Origin of the sequence: Dyadobacter soli (assembly GCF_900101885.1) — a bacterium.
Lineage (GTDB): Bacteria > Bacteroidota > Bacteroidia > Cytophagales > Spirosomataceae > Dyadobacter > Dyadobacter soli.
The window spans coordinates 190,167-206,049 of sequence record NZ_FNAN01000004.1 but is presented as its reverse complement, the minus strand read 5'-3'; the positions used below and the strand labels follow the sequence as shown (position 1 = coordinate 206,049).

Below are 15,883 nucleotides of genomic sequence, written 5' to 3'. Positions count from 1 at the left end.
AACAAATATAACAATTCTTTCCTACCTATACGGAAGAATGGGGCTTTGGTAACGATATATCGTGCGGCAATTTTCCTGCGGTTAAAAATGCCATCAAAATCGTATTCTTTGACATTGCAGGGCAACTTTTTACCGATTAGCTTTGGTTACGTATATGAATCAACACAATTAACTATACCTAATTTTAAGACGCATGAAAACCAACATCGGAATATCTGACGAGCATACCCAGGCCGTAGCCTACCAGTTGAATAAGTTGCTCGCCAACGAGTTTGTACTTTACACCAAAACCCGTAACTACCACTGGAACATCGGCGGCATGAATTTCTTCGAATTGCACAAGCTGTTTGAAGGACAATACGAGCAACTGCAGGTGATCCTCGACGATATCGCAGAACGTATCCGCGCGATTGGCCACTATTCAGAAGCCCGCCTGTCGGATATCCTCAAACTGACCGACCTGCTCGAACAAGAATATACGAGCGACTCGAAAACGCAGCTGCAAAACCTGCTGGACGACCACGAAACAATCATTCGTATCCTCCGTCCACTCGTAACCGAGTTTGCGGACACTTACAAAGACCTCGGATCGAGCGACTACGTAACCGGTCTTTTGAGAGAACACGAGAAAATGGCCTGGATGCTCCGCGCATTCCTGAAATAGCATTTACAAAACATGAAAAAAGCCGGTCGGATCACAAGGTCCGCCGGCTTTCGTGTGTACAGGTCGATATTTTTACGGATTGTTCTGTTGCATTTCAGTTTTGATCTTGTCGATTTCCTCCTGCTGCGCCACCGATTTGAAATAGAAATACAAACCTGCGATCAGGAAGATTTTTGACAGGATGAATACGGCAATGAATGCGGGGCGCCACAGCTTGTGCACTTTCATGTGCGTGTCGTTCACCTCCACATCGAGGTATTGCTTGGCATCCACCGTTTCGCCTACGCCGTAGTTGCTCGGGCCTTTTTTCTCCCGAATGCTCCGGAGCAATATAATTTCTCTCACAGCTTCGGGCGGAGGTACCGAGCCTTCTGCAAAATAGCGCTTGATATCGTCTTCAAGATCATTTACATATTCGGACATTGCATTGTCGGACAGCATCATTTCCGCAACGAGCTGCTGCTCTTCTTCATTGGCCAGTCCCATCAGGTGCGATTCGAGAATGCCGCTTTCTATAAATTCCTGCTTGCTCAATGTGTGTAAAGGTTATGCGTTGCGGTATGATTTGAAAAACTCGTGAAAAGAATGCAGCACTTCCTTCTTGGAAATGTTCAGCTTGCCTGCTACTTCGTCCGGCGTGAAACCTTGCCGGAATGCGAGGTCGAAAATGCTTTGAGGAGAAGTATCCCCACTTGCGTATTCGGCTCCTGCGGGTACCAGGGCAGTGAGTTTACGTTTGGCTTCAACAGCTTTTTCCCGCGCCAGTTTGATCACGCAGGCGGCAAACGTAAATGGATAACTGTTACAAGATTGCAATTGCGGAGAGGAAAACACGCTAACCAGCACCTCCTGCGCAAGGTGTACCTGTGGCAGGATTTGCAGGATTATACCGTAAGCCATCGCTCCGTATTGATCGTACACTTCGAGAGAAGTGAGTGTTTTGGGCTTGGAAACCGCCTGGCCGTTAACTCCATTGCCAGCTCGTTCTAATTCATTCATACACTGCAATTAATTGATCAGGAAATTGGGTCGGGTAAAAGTAGGACGCTTATAACGTTGACTGTAAGGAAGTTTTGAAGGGATAGTGTGAGGCGTCGTTGGTAAATTTAATAGAATGCTCCATAAAAAAGGCAGTCGTTTGTAAAAAGTTTGAATTTAAGTTGTCAAACTATTTCACTTTTTGCGCTCGATTTTAGTTCTGCATTTCATTTTCCGGAAGCTATTCCGATGGTTAACTTTGCCGGATGAAAGAAAAAATAGCAGTTATTTTCGACATGGACGGCGTAATCGTTCATACAAATCCGTACCACTCCCGCGCATTCCGCGAATTTTTTTCAAAAAGAAATCTTGCTCCTACCGAAGAGGAGTTTGCACAACATATGTATGGCAAAAGCAACAGCTATATTCTGAGCCATTTTTTGCAGCGCATAGTAGAAGGGGATGAGTTGTTGCAAATGGAAGAAGAGAAGGAAGGGCTGTTTCGTGAGCTCTATGCACCTTATGTAGAGCCTATCAACGGCATTGTAGCATTCATGCAGGATTTGAAAGCCAACGGCGCAGTACTCGGCGTGGCCACTTCCGCGCCGCGCGCTAACCTTGACCTTATCCTGAGTAAAGTGCCCATTCAGGAAATGCTGGGATCGATTCTGGCCAGCGAAGATGTGAAAAAGCACAAGCCCGATCCGGAAGTTTACCTTACTTCGGCAAAAAACCTGGGCGTTGAACCCAGCCAGTGCGTAGTATTCGAAGATTCATTTTCCGGCGTCTCGGCCGCGCTTAATGCAGGTATGCGCGTGGTAGGCGTGCTCAGCTCGCATACGCGAGAGGAATTGCCACCGTGTAATCTATATGTAAACGATTACAGCGACCTTTCCTACGAAAAGATCGCTGCGCTCTTTTAAATGCCTGGTGGCTGAAATGCTATAATGTGACCGGATCATCGACTTTAACGTCGAATGCGCCGGTCAGTACTTTTTCGTTTCTTTTGATTTGAAGGAAAATCCGGTACTGACCGCCTTTCGGGAAAGCATAAGGGAACGAGATGCGTGTGCCGTGCTCCATGCCGGTCATGCCTCCCTCGGTCACATTGTACATCCCCATTTCCTTCATGAGAAATATCTCCCGGTCGACGGTCGGCATGGCTTTGAGGCTCGCCAAATGGCGGTCGATACTGTCGCGGAAGGTATGCGGGTTGGGCCACTTGGCTACGTGGGCGGTGTCCGAAATACGGTTCTCGAACGACTGCTCCGCGGCCATCGAATAGGAGCCGCTTGGGTGGAGGTGGATGTACACCGAGCCGTCGGAGCGCATGACCACCGCGTGGCCCATCATTCCAAGGTAAGGTTCTGGAAAGCAGGGGCTATTGTCGGGATTAAATATTTCAAAATTAAGCTGATACGGCTTTCCGGCTTCGAGCGCCTTGTCGGGTTTGCCTTCCCAAATAGCGTAAGAGCCATCTTTGAAAACGGTTTTAGTGCCCGGTTTACCGCAAATGACCACGTTCTCGCCCATGGGCACCTTGCCGGGCGTATCGAGCGGGTCGGTAATGATGTAAGTATCGTCTTCGGACAATGCTTTTGGAATGTGCGCGGATGGCTTTTCGCCGATCACCAGCGTGTCGACGATCGTTTCGGCAAAGCCGGTGTATTGTACAATATCAGAGTACACCAGGTACTTTCCGGCCGGAAGATCGGGTAATGCGGCCTCGAATGTAAGGCTGTCCTTGCGGTCGGGATGGACGTGTGCAAATGCGTCGAGGCCCGGCGTGCGCACGAGGAATGTGTGCATGATCTTTCCATGGTCGGGAACGAGCAGGCTGAGCATGCTTCTTTTCATCCGGTGGTCCCAGTTGGTAGTGTCTATTTTGAGCTGAAACACGCGCTGGGAGTCGGCTTCGATCACTGCTGTTTTTGCATTCAGCGGTTTATAGAGCCATTGTTTGTATTCGGCAGCCCAGCTATCCCACCAGCTGCTACCGCCGTACAAAATCAGGGAACATACCACGGTAGCAATGCCCATATTGATCCAGCGCTTACGTTTCTGAGCGACGGTAAGGTGCTGGCCGGGTTTAAGCAAACCGTCGCTCACACTTGCGCCGATGGTTGTGATCATGAGCAGGAAGAGCAGCAACCCCACAATGCTAAGGCCAATGCCGAGTCCTTTGGGCATTTCGCGCTCTGCGGTTGACACAGCTACAATGGGAATCACGAGTTGGGCATCGCCTTGTATCCCTTCGATGCTGATCTGCGCACTGGACGAGCCCGGTTCCATGAGCCACACCGCTCCCTGAAACTGCCCTTTCTGCCCCGGGACCGGCGTGAGCGGATCGGAAGTAGGCGCACCTTTGTCACCCGAATAAAAGTAAATGGGCCGCACCGACACTTTCCGGGCTTCGCCGTATTCAATGTAAACGGAAACCTGCGCCGTACCCGGGATCACATCCGGCGGGACTACACTTACCAGTACCTTATAGCCACCGGCCTGCGCCTGCATTTGTACGCCAGCGCTACCGACGTGCGCATACGAGGCTGCGCTGAGCAACATTAACAGAATGAGGGAAATATATCTTTTCATCGTTGAATTTTGTGCATCCAGTTACCCCACGCCAATCCGATGCGGGTTGAGATTAATGTTAATACCAATGCAATGCCCAGCCCTTTGAGCAGTTCAGGCGTTTCTTCGACCATCCACGGGCCGAATTTGTAGCGATATTCCCAGTTCGGGTCATTTGCGAAATACCAGTAATGGCTTCCGAAGAACCAGTTGCGGGCATAGGGCGACTCCATCAGAAAGCCACCGAAAAACCATTGAACTACAAAAAACACAGCCAGGAATGCCACACCGAGCAGTAATGTGAGTTCCCAATCATTCCAATGGGCAAAGCGGTAGCGAAGGATGTCGATTACCACGGCGGGAACGATTAGCAAGAGCGGAAAAAAGAAGCCTTGGTAATGGGTGATGTGGTTGAGGATCGGCCCTAATTTGGGTTCGGCGGGGAAGAGCGGGATGATCCAGAGCGTACCGAGCATTAATCCGGTATAAACGCCCGCCACGGCTGTAATGGCCCATTTGTGCGAAACGGCTTTACCTACCGCCATCATAAGCAGCGGGAATGCGGCTCCCGCAAATATATAGTAGCTCGACCGGTGCGTACGCATTCGTCCCAATTCTTCGGAAAGTAATGTGAACCAAATGGTTAGCAGGAATCCTGCCGACAGCACGAAAAGCCAGAAAAGCGTTTTGTCCAATGCCCTGACCTTTTCTTCTGCAAAACTGCGGAAGAGCTTCATCTGGTTCTTCAAGGCGATCACGCTGATCATCGCCCCGAACTGAATGCCGATGATGCCTAGTACCAATACCGTATGCGGCGGGGAAAGAATGGTAACATCAAGCCCGTAGGTATTATGCCACCAGTCGTCGAATGGCGCGGATGTAAGCATCGATAATGCGCCCCAAACGCAGAACAGCGAGCCGAGGGAGCTGTAAAAAAAGCCCCAGATTTTGACGCTGCCCGCTTTTTCAATATCATTTCCAAAAAATGTCTTTCTCAAAATCTCGTAACCCGAAAACAGCCCTGCCACCACGGCACCGAGGTATATGACCAAATGCGGCGGCGACAGCAGGCCGTCGCGACCGATGCTCATATGCCAGCAAATGTCCCAGATGAGTCCGGTAATGACGCAAAACGATGCGAAAATAGTGGCGTAAATGTAAATGGGTATACCCGGACTGGCCTGAATGGTTAATGTCCGGTCGCCGGTTATCGGCGGAGGGGCAATGGTATCTTGCATACTGCGGAGAGGAATTGAGTTATGATTGCAAATTTCGAAAAAGGACAATCAGATTCCGCGCTACCCCTATGACTTTGTGTATTTTAACGGACCGGAGTTCGTGAACGGTCGGTACTAGTTAAAACGGCCGCATTGCTTTCACGAAACGGCCTTTGAAATAGGTCGAAAAAAGGTTGTCCTCCCGCACGCCGCGCGAGGTGGATGCGTGGATGAATATGATTTCGTCGCGGCTGCGGACGTCGGTGACAATGCCGGCATGCGAAACGTAACCTTCCTTGCCTGCCTCGGGCACGAAAAAGAGCCAGTCGCCGGGTTTAAGTTCTGCTATACTACCTACCTCTTGCCCGAACTCGGATTGCTGCCAGGAAATGCGGGGTACTTTTACGCCCATTTCGGAATATACCTGGCAAATGAGGCCCGAGCAGTCGATACCGCCTTTATCGTTGCCGCCGGAGCGGTAGGGCGTGCCGGTGTAGGTGCGTGCGATTTGCACCACCTCGGGTACGTTCGCGGTATTGGCATCGCCGGGACGCGAGTACGCGGTGGTAGTTCGTGTGGGTGCAGGCTTTCTGGCAGGGGCTTTGGCTACCGGTTTGCGTGTCGGCGAGGTACGTCCCCGGGATGCGGTGTTTCGCGAGGCTGTGCCTCGTGAGCTTCGGTAGGATGAATTTCTTTCGGGTGTTTTGCGGAGCGTGTCGCAGGAAAACAGGAATGTCGTGATCAGGAGGGTGAATAGGGTGCAGGAAAGGGATTGGGAAAGGTACTTTTTCATGCGTAAGCGAAATTGGCCTGATTACTTTTTCAAAAATAGCATTATTATTTTAACTGCATTCAGCCTGAAAAATTGTGGCAAATATTGTGAGGCCCCGGCTTTGTAAGTAGCTTTGTCCCTGACGTTCATTCCTTTTAAATTAGCATTGACCCCTGATGAAAATTATTTGTGTAGGCCGGAATTACGCAGAGCATATCGCCGAACTGAACAACCAGACACCCGATTCCCCGGTTATATTTCTCAAACCTGAAACCGCACAGATCCGCCTCGGGGATGATTTTTACTACCCCGAATTTTCAAAAGACGTTCATTATGAAGTGGAGCTTGTCGTGAAAATTGATAAGGTAGGGAAGAATATCGAAGAAAAATTCGCGCATAAATATTACAGTGAAATTGGGATCGGGATCGATTTTACGGCCCGCGACCTGCAATCGGAACTGAAAGCGAAAGGGCTTCCCTGGGAGCTGGCGAAAGCGTTCAACGGCTCGGCGCCGGTGTCGGAATTCGTGCCGGTTTCGGATTTTGCCGACATTCAGGATATCAATTTCAGCCTTGATGTAAATGGCGAGACGCGCCAGAATGGCAACTCGTCGATGATGATCTACCGCATTAATTACCTGATTTCCTTCGTTTCCAAATTCTTCATGCTCAAAAAGGGCGATCTGATCTTCACAGGCACACCAAAAGGCGTGGGGCCGGTGAAAGTCGGCGATAAGCTCACGGCCTCCATCGAAGGCAAGAAGATGCTCGAACTGTTCGTTAAGTAAACCGTACTCTTCATATCACCCGGTCGGCCGTACCGACTATTCATACACTTTTTCATGCGTCATTATTTTCGGGCATTTGTCCGTTCAGGGCTGTTTGTATTGGGTTTGGCAGGTGTTGCACAGGAATCTTTCGCCCAAAAACAATCGTATCCAAAAGGTTACTATCAGTTTCCGATCCGTCCGGGATTATCGAACTCGCTGGCAGGTGGGTTAGGGGATTTGCGGAGCAATCACTTTCATGCGGGGCTGGATATCCGCACGCAGCAGCGCGAGGGCTTGCCCGTGTACGCGGCTGCGGAAGGTTATGTGTACAAAGTAGCAGTTCAGCGCACCGGTTACGGCAATGTAATTTATTTGCGGCACCCCAATGGGCAAACGACGGTGTACGGCCATTTGCTGAAATTCAGCGATCCGCTGGCAAGCTGGGTACGGCAGGAGCAATATAAAAAGCAGACATTCGAAATCGATCTTTTTCCGGAAGCAGGTCAATTTACATTCAAAAAAGGCGAAGTAATCGCATTATCGGGTAATACCGGCGGTTCGGCCGGGCCGCATTTGCATTTCGAGGTGCGCGATTCGAAGGATAATTATCTCAATCCATTGTATTTTGGGTTTAATGAAATCAAAGACGTGACGCCGCCGAAATTTGTGAACCTGGCGATCCGTCCGATGGACATTAATGGCCGGGTAAACGGACAATTCGATCGGAAAGTTTACGCGCCGGTGAAACTCAAAGACGGTACCTGGCGCTTGCCTGACACGGTTTCCGCTACCGGTATTGTGGGGATAGATCTGATCGCATTCGACCAGATGACGGGCACCGGTTTTCGTTATGGTTTGCAATGCATTGAAATCAGAATGGACGGGCAGGAAGTGTTTTCCTATAATATTGAAGTGTTTCCCAATGCATCGACCCGCGATTACAACAACCTCATCGATTACGAAACCGAGCAGGCTACCGGCCAGCGTTTCCTGAAATGCTACGTGCCCGACGGGAATCAGTTTAATTTATACAAAACCAATGCGATCAATGGTAAGCTGAATATCGCGGATACATTGAGCCACGAGGTGAAAGTCCGCATTTCGGATTCCTATGAGAATTTTTCTGAACTGATATTTACTGTCAAAGGCGAGGTGCAGAACCAGCCGCTGCCGGTGTTCAATACGGAAGTCAATCCTGAGTATGTTCAAACTGAGATCCGCGAGAACACATTAGTAGTAAAGGCAAAGTACTACCGCAGCCAGGAGCCGTCGGCGATTTTCTATATTAAAGGAAAGGAAGAGAAGCGCGCGCCGAGCCTTTACGCAGGTGAATCAGCTGTGTTTTTGACTGATTTGAGGAAAGAAATGCCGGATTCCGTGAAAGTGGGCACTACCACCACGAAGACCTTTCTGCGCCGTCAGGTGCTGCCGGGCATTGCGTCGTCAGTGAAGGAGGAGAAATGGTCGGTGGACCTGGATAACACCAGTTTGTTCGATACGCTTTTTTTAATGGGCCAGCGGAATTTCAATGCATTGACCATTAACAACCGCGGCACGGCATTGAACGACTACATTCACGTCGCATTCATGCCCGACAAGGCGCCCGAGGACAAATCACGCACTTACGTGTACCGTTACCTGAATGGCGACTACCGGTTTCTAGGCGGCAAATGGGATGGCGATCAGATCCGTTTCGACACCCGCGAGCTCGGTACATTTGTGATCCAGCAGGATACGGTACCGCCGCGTGCAAGGTTGGTAGAGCATAGCAAGAAGAGCATCCGGGGTTATATCGGGGATGGTTTGTCGGGAATTGCCAATTTCAAGGCGCTTGTGAACGGGGAATGGGTGTTACTGAATTATGATTTTAAAAAGGGCTATATCTGGTCGGAAAAACTTGACGAAAACCAGGTTTTTGATGGCGAACTCGTGTTGGAGGTGACAGATAGGGCGGGAAATAGTACTATCTTGCGAACAGAATTGGTGGATCTGGTTGTTAAACCTAAGAAAACCAGAAAACGTAGAAGATAGATTATGGGACTACAAGTCGGTGACCCCGCACCCGCATTTTCAGTAAAAGACCAGGACGGAAATTTAGTAAAGCTGTCGGATTTGAAAGGAGAGAAAGTTGTTTTGTACTTTTATCCCAAAGATAACACACCTACCTGTACCAATCAGGCCTGTAACATCCGCGATAACTATGCATTGTTCCTCAAAAAAGGCTGCAAGGTATTCGGAGTGAGCCCTGATAGTGAGAAATCGCACCAGCGGTTCATTAAAAAACATGAGCTTCCGTTTTCCCTGCTGGCGGATACAGAGCATAAAATGGTCGAAGCCTACGGCGTTTGGGGAGAGAAAACGACGTTCGGACGCACCTATATGGGTGTACTCCGGACAACGTTCGTCATCAACAAAAAGGGGATCATCGAGGAGATCATTTCCAAAGTGGAATCATCGAAACACACTGATCAAATTCTTGGAAAAACTGAATAATAATCAGTCATTTTACCATTCCGAATAGCAGGACATTTACGCCGCCTAAATGGTCCGCCTTCGGGTTAACCGGATTAAGGACAGTCCAATAGAAAATAAATAAAAATGGAAATTGAACAATTAGAAAAAGTAGCATCCCAGGTTCGCAGGGACATCGTACGCATGGTACATGGTTGTCAGTCGGGACACCCTGGCGGGTCGCTGGGCTGCACCGAATTGTTGGTAGCATTGTACTTTGAGCGCATGAAGCTTAAAGAGAATGATGGCAAGGTTGTATTCGATATGAATGGTAAGGACGAAGACCTTTTCTTCCTTTCGAACGGCCACATTTCCCCGGTATGGTACAGCGTATTGGCACGTAAGGGCTATTTCCCTGTATCGGAGCTGGCTACTTTCCGTAAGCTGGATTCACGTCTGCAAGGACACCCTACCACGCACGAGCACCTTGAAGGTATCCGCATCGCGTCGGGCTCGCTGGGCCAGGGATTGTCGGTAGCATTAGGCGCTGCAACGGCTAAGAAACTGAACAACGACAAAGGGACGGTATATGTACTGATGGGCGACGGCGAGCAGCAGGAAGGCCAGGTTTGGGAAGCCGCTACTTTCGCACCGCACCACCAGGTGGATAACCTGGTCGCATTTATTGACCTGAACGGCCAGCAGATCGACGGCCCGACTGTCAAGGTAATGAACAACCGCGACCTGGGTGCCAAATATGAAGCATTCGGATGGGAAGTAATCAACATCGAAGAAGGAAACGACATGGCCGCAGTAGTGAAAGGCCTGTACGAAGCCAAAGGCCGTCTGGGACATGGCAGACCGATCATGGTATTGCTGCACACCGGTATGGGTTACGGCGTCGATTTCATGATGGGCAGCCACAAATGGCACGGTGTAGCGCCAAACGACGAGCAATTGGCGGCGGCACTGGCTCAGCTGGACGAAACTTTGGGAGATTATTAATATCCGGACCAGCGTGGTCATGCACGCGGTTTCATAAAACAGACATTCAAAATGAAAAAATACACCTTCACTGAGAAGAAAGATACGCGTTCGGGCTTCGGTGCCGGAATGCACGTGCTGGGGCAGCAAAATCCCAACGTTGTAGCGCTTTGCGCCGACCTCGTGGGTTCTTTGAAACTCGAACCGTTTATCAAAGAAAACCCTGAGCGTTTTATCCAATGCGGTATTTCCGAGGCTAATATGATCGGCGTTTCGGCTGGTTTGACTATCGGGGGCAAAATTCCTTTCGCTACCACTTTCGCGAACTTCGCGACAGGCCGTGTGTACGACCAGATCCGTCAGAGTGTAGCGTATTCTAACAAGAACGTGAAAATCTGTGCTTCACACGCAGGTTTGACTTTGGGTGAAGACGGTGCTACCCACCAGATCCTCGAAGATATCGGTATGATGAAAATGCTTCCAGGCATGACCGTCATCAACCCATGCGACTACAACCAGACCAAAGCCGCTACCATCGCTATCGCTGACTACGAAGGGCCAGTTTACCTGCGTTTTGGCCGCCCTGTTATTCCTATTTTCACTGATCCGGACCAAAAATTCGAAATCGGTAAAGCATGGATGGTGAACGAAGGTACAGATGTCAGCATCTTCGCGACCGGCCACATGGTATGGGAAGCGATCCAGGCTGGCGAAATCCTCGAAGCAGAGGGTATCAATGCAGAGATCATCAACATCCACACGATCAAACCGTTGGATGAAGAAGCGATTCTGAAATCAGTTGAGAAAACGGGATGCGTAGTAACTGCAGAGGAGCACAACCGCATCGGCGGATTGGGCGACAGCGTTGCGCAAGTCTTGGTTAAAAACAAACTTGTTCCGCAGGAGTACGTAGCTGTAAATGACAGCTTCGGAGAAAGCGGCACGCCGGCGCAATTGCTCGAAAAATACGGCCTCGATGCAAAGCACATCGTAGAAGCCGCGAAACGCGCGATTGCAAGAAAATAGCATCATTGCAATGTCATCGTGCCATAATGCATCATGACATTGCTCAAACATGCATCATCTTGCATTACAGTGCCGAATGTCACAATGACATCTCACAAAAAATGCATCGCCTTGCCCGTCGACTCAAGTCGACGGAATCGGATCAAAAGGCATCTTGCATTACAGTGCCGAATGTCACAATGACATCTCACAAAATGCATCGCCTTGCCGTCGACTTAAGTCGACGGGAATTGATTAGAGATTAGATTATTATTGATCAAATGATTAGATATTGATCCAATCAGAATACTAATCAGATTTGATCATAGTTCGGAATCAGGAGCTCTGGGAATGCAAAATGCCATTTTTGCTATCTCAGAGCTCTTTTTATTTGTCCTCCACAAAAAAATAAACTATTATTGATCGGCGTTGACTTCGGGCTCCGGTACAATTATTGGTCACGCGGATTTCCCTGTAAAAAACGATCAGGTTAATACTGATTAAATGTCCGACGAAGAATTATTATCCCTTTTTGCAAATCCCGAAACGCGGAGGAACGCTTTCAATCAGCTGGTGCGGAAGTACCAGCAAAAAGTATATTGGCTGGTAAGGAAGATGGTGGTCGATCATGATGATGCCAATGACATTACCCAGGATGTATTTATCAAGGCATGGACAGCGCTGGAAAATTTCCGCGGCGATGCCAAGCTGTACACCTGGCTCTACCGCATTGCGAGCAACGAAGCCATTAATTTTCTCAATAAAAAGCGCCGGAAATATTTCATTCCCATTTACGATGTGGAGAATGAGCTGAGCGAAAAACTGGAAGCCGACCCCGACGTAAGCGGCGACGCCATTCAGCTGAAATTACAGAAGGCAATATTAAAATTACCGGAAAAGCAGCGTTTGGTATTTAACTTGAAATATTTTGAAGATTTACCCTATGAAGAGATTTCGGAAATCACCGGAACGTCGGTAGGAGCGCTAAAAGCCTCATATCATTGGGCTTCGAAAAAAATTGAGGATTTTTTGAACGATACGGATTAAACTATTTGCATTCACATTGGTCAAACCTTCACAAGATAGGAAATATAAATAATCATGGACAAAAAACGTATACGGCTGGATGATCTGAAAAGGGAGACGCCCTTTTCCGTGCCGGAAGGTTATTTTGACAAGCTGCCGCAAATGATCCAGTCCCGGATTCCCGCGGAGCCCGTCCGTAAACCCCTCGTAAGCTGGTCGTGGCAACGGTCTGTCGGCCTCGCGGCTGCTTCCGCGCTCATTCTCGTGCTGGTGTGGGTAACGGTGCCGGAGCGCCAGGGATCGCTGGGGCAGGAGCCTTTGAGCGGCATCAGTAATGCCTCTATCGTCAGTTACCTGGAAGACCAGGACCTCAGTTATTATGATCTAAGCGAACACAAGGTGGTTCAGAAAGCATTCGAATCCGATTCGACGGTGCTGAATTATCTGGATGGTTTGGAAGACGATATTCTTCGCCAGCAATTGGAGGAGGTTATGCTTGCCCCGGACAAGATTTGACCCTAACGAACAATCGAAATGAACTTACAAATTGAATTCAAACGGTATCGGAACACTTTTGCTCTTTTGCTTTTATTCATTGGTGCCGTGTCCACAACGGCTCACGCTCAACGTCGTTCCGAAGAAGAAATAAAGAAGATCCAGGACGCGAAGGTAGCGATCATTACCAACCGCCTGAACCTTACGCCCGAGCAGTCCACCGGCTTCTGGCCCATGTATAATGAGTATGCGCAGAAAAGGCGCGAAATTCACCGGGCGCAGCGTAAGATCATCAACGACAAGAAGGCAGAAGGCCAGAACGACGAGGCGGTGCTGAGCAACCTGAAAGAGGTGCAGGAACTTCGCCAAAAGGAACTCGATCTGGAAAAGGAATACCAAAACAAGTTTTTAAAGGTCATTACCGCTAGCCAGGTGATCGAATTATACAAGGCCGAGCGTACGTTTAACGACATGCTGATCCAGCGGTTAAAACAAAAGAATTAAGTTAACCTGCTTGTCGACTTATTACAAATGCAAAAGGCCCGCTCCATTTCGGAAGCGGGCCTTTGCTTTATAGAAGGTTAATGCTAATGAGCTCCCACAGCCTCCACTTCGCCTACTCCCCGCGTTTCCACGGTGATATTGCGCAGCGGCGCCTGGTGTTTTTTGAAATCCTGGATGATTTCGAGCACGTCGTAATCGATGTTCATCGATTTGGAGCCGTCGATCACCACAGTAGCGCCGTCGGGCAGGTTATCCAGCGTTGCGCTGATGCTTCCCTTGTTCAGGAATGTGACTTCCTCTGAAAGTAAAAGCGTGATCACCTCGCCGTCGCGGTGCTCTTCTTTGATATAATGGTAAGAATGCTTGTGGTTCTTTTTCAGGATGAAATAAATGGCCACTACCATTCCAATGCCGATACCTTTCAGCAAATCGGTACTTAGGATCGCGATAATGGTCACTACAAACGGTATGAACTGTTCGAGTCCCAGCTTGTACATTCCTTTGAACAGCTCGAATTTCGCCAGCTTATAACCTACCATGAGCAATATAGCCGCCAGCGATGCGAGCGGGATATAGTTGAGGTATTTGGCAATAAACACCGCAGAAATAAGCAGAATGGTACCGTGAATCATCGTACTCAGCCTGGTTCTACCACCTGAATCGATGTTAGCAGAGCTGCGAACGATTACCTGTGTTACGGGCAACCCGCCGATCAGCCCGGAAATCATGTTACCCGTGCCCTGGGCTATCAATTCGCGGTTGGTAGGCGTGGTACGTTTGAACGGGTCGAGGCGGTCGGTAGCTTCCACGGATAGCAGCGTTTCGAGGCTGGCCACGATGGCCAATGTTAATGCCACGGTGTAAACCTCGGGTTTGCTGAATGCGGAGAAATCAGGTGTTTTGAAGAAACTGAAAAACTCCGCTGCACTGGATGCTACCGGAAGCTGCACCATGTGCTCGCCGGTCAATGCCCATTGAGGCGCCGCGGCACCGAATACAAGATTGAGGACTACACCGGTAATTACGACAAACAAAGCGCCCGGAATGTACCGGAACAGCTGAATGCGCTTCATAAACGGCTTGTCGAACAGGATCAGCATCGCGATGGAGATCACCGAAATGATGATTGCCCCAGTGCTGTTGTATCGCAGCGAGTAGTAAACCTCCGAGAAGGTGTTACGGCCATCCTTCTGCGCAAATGCCTCGTCGCCCATGAAGTCGGCATCGTAGCCGAATGCATGCGGTATCTCCTTTAAAATAAGGGTAATACCAATGGCTGCCAGCATTCCCTTGATCACCGATGAAGGGAAATAGTAACCGATTATACCTGCTTTAAGCAAGCCCGCGAGAATCTGCAAAGCACCTGCAAGCACCACGGCAAGCAGAAATGCCTCGAAACTGCCCAGGGTATCGAGCGCATTGAGTACAATCACAACCAGACCCGCTGCCGGACCTGCCACACCCAGGGAGGAGCCGCTCAACGAGCCTACTACGATTCCGCCTATGATACCGGCAATAACACCCGAAAAAAGAAGATCGGAGCGCCCGGTCGAGGCTAGCGCGATACCGAGGCATAACGGCAGCGCTACCAGGGATACGACAAGCCCGGAAGGTAAATCGTATTTGATATTGGCGAACAAACTTTTATTATTCAATGACATACGATTGAGTCAGTAAGGATCATTAATTGGACTACTCGGAATGCAGAACCGCTTTTCTAGACTAAATGCGGTATTTCGAGACGGTATACGTCGTCGGCGAAGTTGGTCGCGTCGATCGTTACGCCCATGTCTTTCAGGATACCGTTGCCAATATCGTAAACGACACCGTGTACCTGCAAAGGCTTTCCATTTGCCCATGCGGTTTGTACGATGGTCGTTTTGGCGAGGTCGCGCACCTGCTCCTGAACGTTGATCTCCACGAAGCGGTCGGCTCTTGCTTTGACGTCTTCGATCGCATTGAGCTCCTGTGCGTGCAGGCGGTAAACGTCCTTGATATGACGTAACCAGTTATCGATCAGTCCTACCTGCTTGTTGCCCATGGCCGTGATTACCCCGCCGCAGCCGTAATGTCCGCACACGAGAATGTGCTCCACGCCCAATACGTTTACGGAATAGTCGAGTACGCTTAGCATGCTGATGTCCGTGTGGATCACCATGTTAGCAATGTTACGGTGTACAAAAATATCGCCAGGCTGGGTGCCGGTAAGCTGGTTGGCAGGCACGCGGCTATCCGAGCAGCCGATCCAGAGGAACTTCGGAGACTGTCCTTTTGCCAGGTTTGAGAAAAATTCAGGATTTTCCTTGGTTGTTTCTTCCGCCCACTTCTTATTGTTTTCAAATAACTGGTTATAAGCCCTTATCATGATTTCTTGATTAGAATTTGGAGTAAAAAATAGAGCAACACGTGCGCAGGGACGCGGAAATACCGCATCGCGTTACGA

General features: G+C 49.4%; 17 protein-coding genes. 10 read left to right on the top strand and 7 right to left on the bottom strand.

The genetic code is table 11. From position 1 onward, the window contains the following. Positions 1–193 precede the first annotated feature (193 nt). Entirely contained in the window at positions 194–664 is a 471-nt protein-coding gene (locus BLQ88_RS07445; protein ID WP_090148097.1) for a Dps family protein, read from the top strand. A 72-nt stretch (positions 665–736) separates the two neighbouring features. Here the strand turns inward: BLQ88_RS07445 and BLQ88_RS07440 are convergent, their stop codons facing one another. Further along, on the bottom strand, positions 737–1,198 hold the full coding sequence (locus BLQ88_RS07440) for a hypothetical protein (protein WP_229212612.1): 462 nt from the start codon (positions 1,196–1,198) through the stop codon (positions 737–739). A 12-nt stretch (positions 1,199–1,210) separates the two neighbouring features. Beyond that, positions 1,211–1,663 carry an RNA polymerase sigma factor gene (locus tag BLQ88_RS07435; protein WP_090148096.1) on the bottom strand — a complete coding sequence of 151 codons (453 nt, stop codon included), beginning with the start codon at positions 1,661–1,663 and terminating at the stop codon, positions 1,211–1,213. 245 nt (positions 1,664–1,908) lie between these two features. Between BLQ88_RS07435 and BLQ88_RS07430 the strand changes: the two genes are divergently transcribed. Then, positions 1,909–2,565 (top strand): HAD family hydrolase, encoded by a 657-nt coding sequence (locus BLQ88_RS07430; RefSeq protein WP_090148094.1) that lies wholly within the window; start codon positions 1,909–1,911, stop codon positions 2,563–2,565. A 19-nt stretch (positions 2,566–2,584) separates the two neighbouring features. Here the strand turns inward: BLQ88_RS07430 and BLQ88_RS07425 are convergent, their stop codons facing one another. The 3 genes from BLQ88_RS07425 to BLQ88_RS36705 form a co-directional block, all read right to left on the bottom strand. Continuing rightward, positions 2,585–4,237, bottom strand: a complete 1,653-nt coding sequence (locus BLQ88_RS07425; RefSeq protein WP_090148092.1) for a DUF8832 domain-containing protein — start codon at positions 4,235–4,237, stop codon at positions 2,585–2,587. Then, complete coding sequence (locus BLQ88_RS07420; RefSeq protein ID WP_090148090.1) at positions 4,234–5,454, bottom strand: hypothetical protein; 1,221 nt, start codon at positions 5,452–5,454, stop codon at positions 4,234–4,236. Before BLQ88_RS07420 ends, BLQ88_RS07425 begins: the two co-directional genes overlap by 4 nt. Positions 5,455–5,572: 118 nt before the next feature. Next, on the bottom strand, positions 5,573–6,226 hold the full coding sequence (locus BLQ88_RS36705) for a C40 family peptidase (RefSeq protein ID WP_176884932.1): 654 nt from the start codon (positions 6,224–6,226) through the stop codon (positions 5,573–5,575). A 155-nt stretch (positions 6,227–6,381) separates the two neighbouring features. Between BLQ88_RS36705 and BLQ88_RS07410 the strand changes: the two genes are divergently transcribed. The 8 genes from BLQ88_RS07410 (at position 6,382) to BLQ88_RS07375 (ending at position 13,440) form a co-directional block, all read left to right on the top strand. Beyond that, a complete protein-coding gene (locus BLQ88_RS07410) occupies positions 6,382–6,993 on the top strand; it encodes a fumarylacetoacetate hydrolase family protein (RefSeq protein WP_090148088.1) in 612 nt (203 codons plus the stop codon). Positions 6,994–7,047: 54 nt separating this feature from the next. Beyond that, positions 7,048–9,006 (top strand): M23 family metallopeptidase, encoded by a 1,959-nt coding sequence (locus tag BLQ88_RS07405; protein ID WP_090148086.1) that lies wholly within the window; start codon positions 7,048–7,050, stop codon positions 9,004–9,006. A 3-nt stretch (positions 9,007–9,009) separates the two neighbouring features. Next, positions 9,010–9,468: a thioredoxin-dependent thiol peroxidase gene (bcp, locus tag BLQ88_RS07400; RefSeq protein WP_090148084.1), complete on the top strand. Its 459-nt coding sequence runs from the start codon at positions 9,010–9,012 to the stop codon at positions 9,466–9,468. A gap of 105 nt (positions 9,469–9,573) precedes the next feature. After that, on the top strand, positions 9,574–10,431 hold the full coding sequence (locus BLQ88_RS07395; protein ID WP_090148083.1) for a transketolase: 858 nt from the start codon (positions 9,574–9,576) through the stop codon (positions 10,429–10,431). A 51-nt stretch (positions 10,432–10,482) separates the two neighbouring features. Beyond that, on the top strand, positions 10,483–11,436 hold the full coding sequence (locus BLQ88_RS07390) for a transketolase family protein (RefSeq protein WP_090148081.1): 954 nt from the start codon (positions 10,483–10,485) through the stop codon (positions 11,434–11,436). Between the two features lie 483 nt (positions 11,437–11,919). Further along, a complete protein-coding gene (locus tag BLQ88_RS07385; RefSeq protein ID WP_090148079.1) occupies positions 11,920–12,462 on the top strand; it encodes an RNA polymerase sigma factor in 543 nt (180 codons plus the stop codon). 54 nt (positions 12,463–12,516) lie between these two features. Then, positions 12,517–12,957, top strand: coding sequence for a hypothetical protein (locus tag BLQ88_RS07380; protein ID WP_090148078.1), 441 nt, complete (start codon positions 12,517–12,519; stop codon positions 12,955–12,957). Positions 12,958–13,023: 66 nt separating this feature from the next. After that, on the top strand, positions 13,024–13,440 hold the full coding sequence (locus BLQ88_RS07375) for a hypothetical protein (protein WP_229212611.1): 417 nt from the start codon (positions 13,024–13,026) through the stop codon (positions 13,438–13,440). 83 nt (positions 13,441–13,523) lie between these two features. Here the strand turns inward: BLQ88_RS07375 and BLQ88_RS07370 are convergent, their stop codons facing one another. Next, positions 13,524–15,101 (bottom strand): SulP family inorganic anion transporter, encoded by a 1,578-nt coding sequence (locus tag BLQ88_RS07370; RefSeq protein ID WP_090148075.1) that lies wholly within the window; start codon positions 15,099–15,101, stop codon positions 13,524–13,526. A gap of 56 nt (positions 15,102–15,157) precedes the next feature. Continuing rightward, positions 15,158–15,805: a carbonate dehydratase gene (can, locus tag BLQ88_RS07365; RefSeq protein ID WP_090148073.1), complete on the bottom strand. Its 648-nt coding sequence runs from the start codon at positions 15,803–15,805 to the stop codon at positions 15,158–15,160. Positions 15,806–15,883 lie beyond the last annotated feature (78 nt).

Coding starts and splice junctions, on each gene's coding strand:
- BLQ88_RS07445 (WP_090148097.1), top strand. CDS start 194: ATGAAAACCAACATCGGAATATCTGACGAGCATACCCAGGCCGTAGCC.
- BLQ88_RS07435 (WP_090148096.1), bottom strand. CDS start 1,663: ATGAATGAATTAGAACGAGCTGGCAATGGAGTTAACGGCCAGGCGGTT.
- BLQ88_RS07430 (WP_090148094.1), top strand. CDS start 1,909: ATGAAAGAAAAAATAGCAGTTATTTTCGACATGGACGGCGTAATCGTT.
- BLQ88_RS07425 (WP_090148092.1), bottom strand. CDS start 4,237: ATGAAAAGATATATTTCCCTCATTCTGTTAATGTTGCTCAGCGCAGCC.
- BLQ88_RS07420 (WP_090148090.1), bottom strand. CDS start 5,454: ATGCAAGATACCATTGCCCCTCCGCCGATAACCGGCGACCGGACATTA.
- BLQ88_RS36705 (WP_176884932.1), bottom strand. CDS start 6,226: ATGAAAAAGTACCTTTCCCAATCCCTTTCCTGCACCCTATTCACCCTC.
- BLQ88_RS07410 (WP_090148088.1), top strand. CDS start 6,382: ATGAAAATTATTTGTGTAGGCCGGAATTACGCAGAGCATATCGCCGAA.
- BLQ88_RS07405 (WP_090148086.1), top strand. CDS start 7,048: ATGCGTCATTATTTTCGGGCATTTGTCCGTTCAGGGCTGTTTGTATTG.
- bcp (WP_090148084.1), top strand. CDS start 9,010: ATGGGACTACAAGTCGGTGACCCCGCACCCGCATTTTCAGTAAAAGAC.
- BLQ88_RS07395 (WP_090148083.1), top strand. CDS start 9,574: ATGGAAATTGAACAATTAGAAAAAGTAGCATCCCAGGTTCGCAGGGAC.
- BLQ88_RS07390 (WP_090148081.1), top strand. CDS start 10,483: ATGAAAAAATACACCTTCACTGAGAAGAAAGATACGCGTTCGGGCTTC.
- BLQ88_RS07385 (WP_090148079.1), top strand. CDS start 11,920: ATGTCCGACGAAGAATTATTATCCCTTTTTGCAAATCCCGAAACGCGG.
- BLQ88_RS07380 (WP_090148078.1), top strand. CDS start 12,517: ATGGACAAAAAACGTATACGGCTGGATGATCTGAAAAGGGAGACGCCC.
- BLQ88_RS07370 (WP_090148075.1), bottom strand. CDS start 15,101: ATGTCATTGAATAATAAAAGTTTGTTCGCCAATATCAAATACGATTTA.
- can (WP_090148073.1), bottom strand. CDS start 15,805: ATGATAAGGGCTTATAACCAGTTATTTGAAAACAATAAGAAGTGGGCG.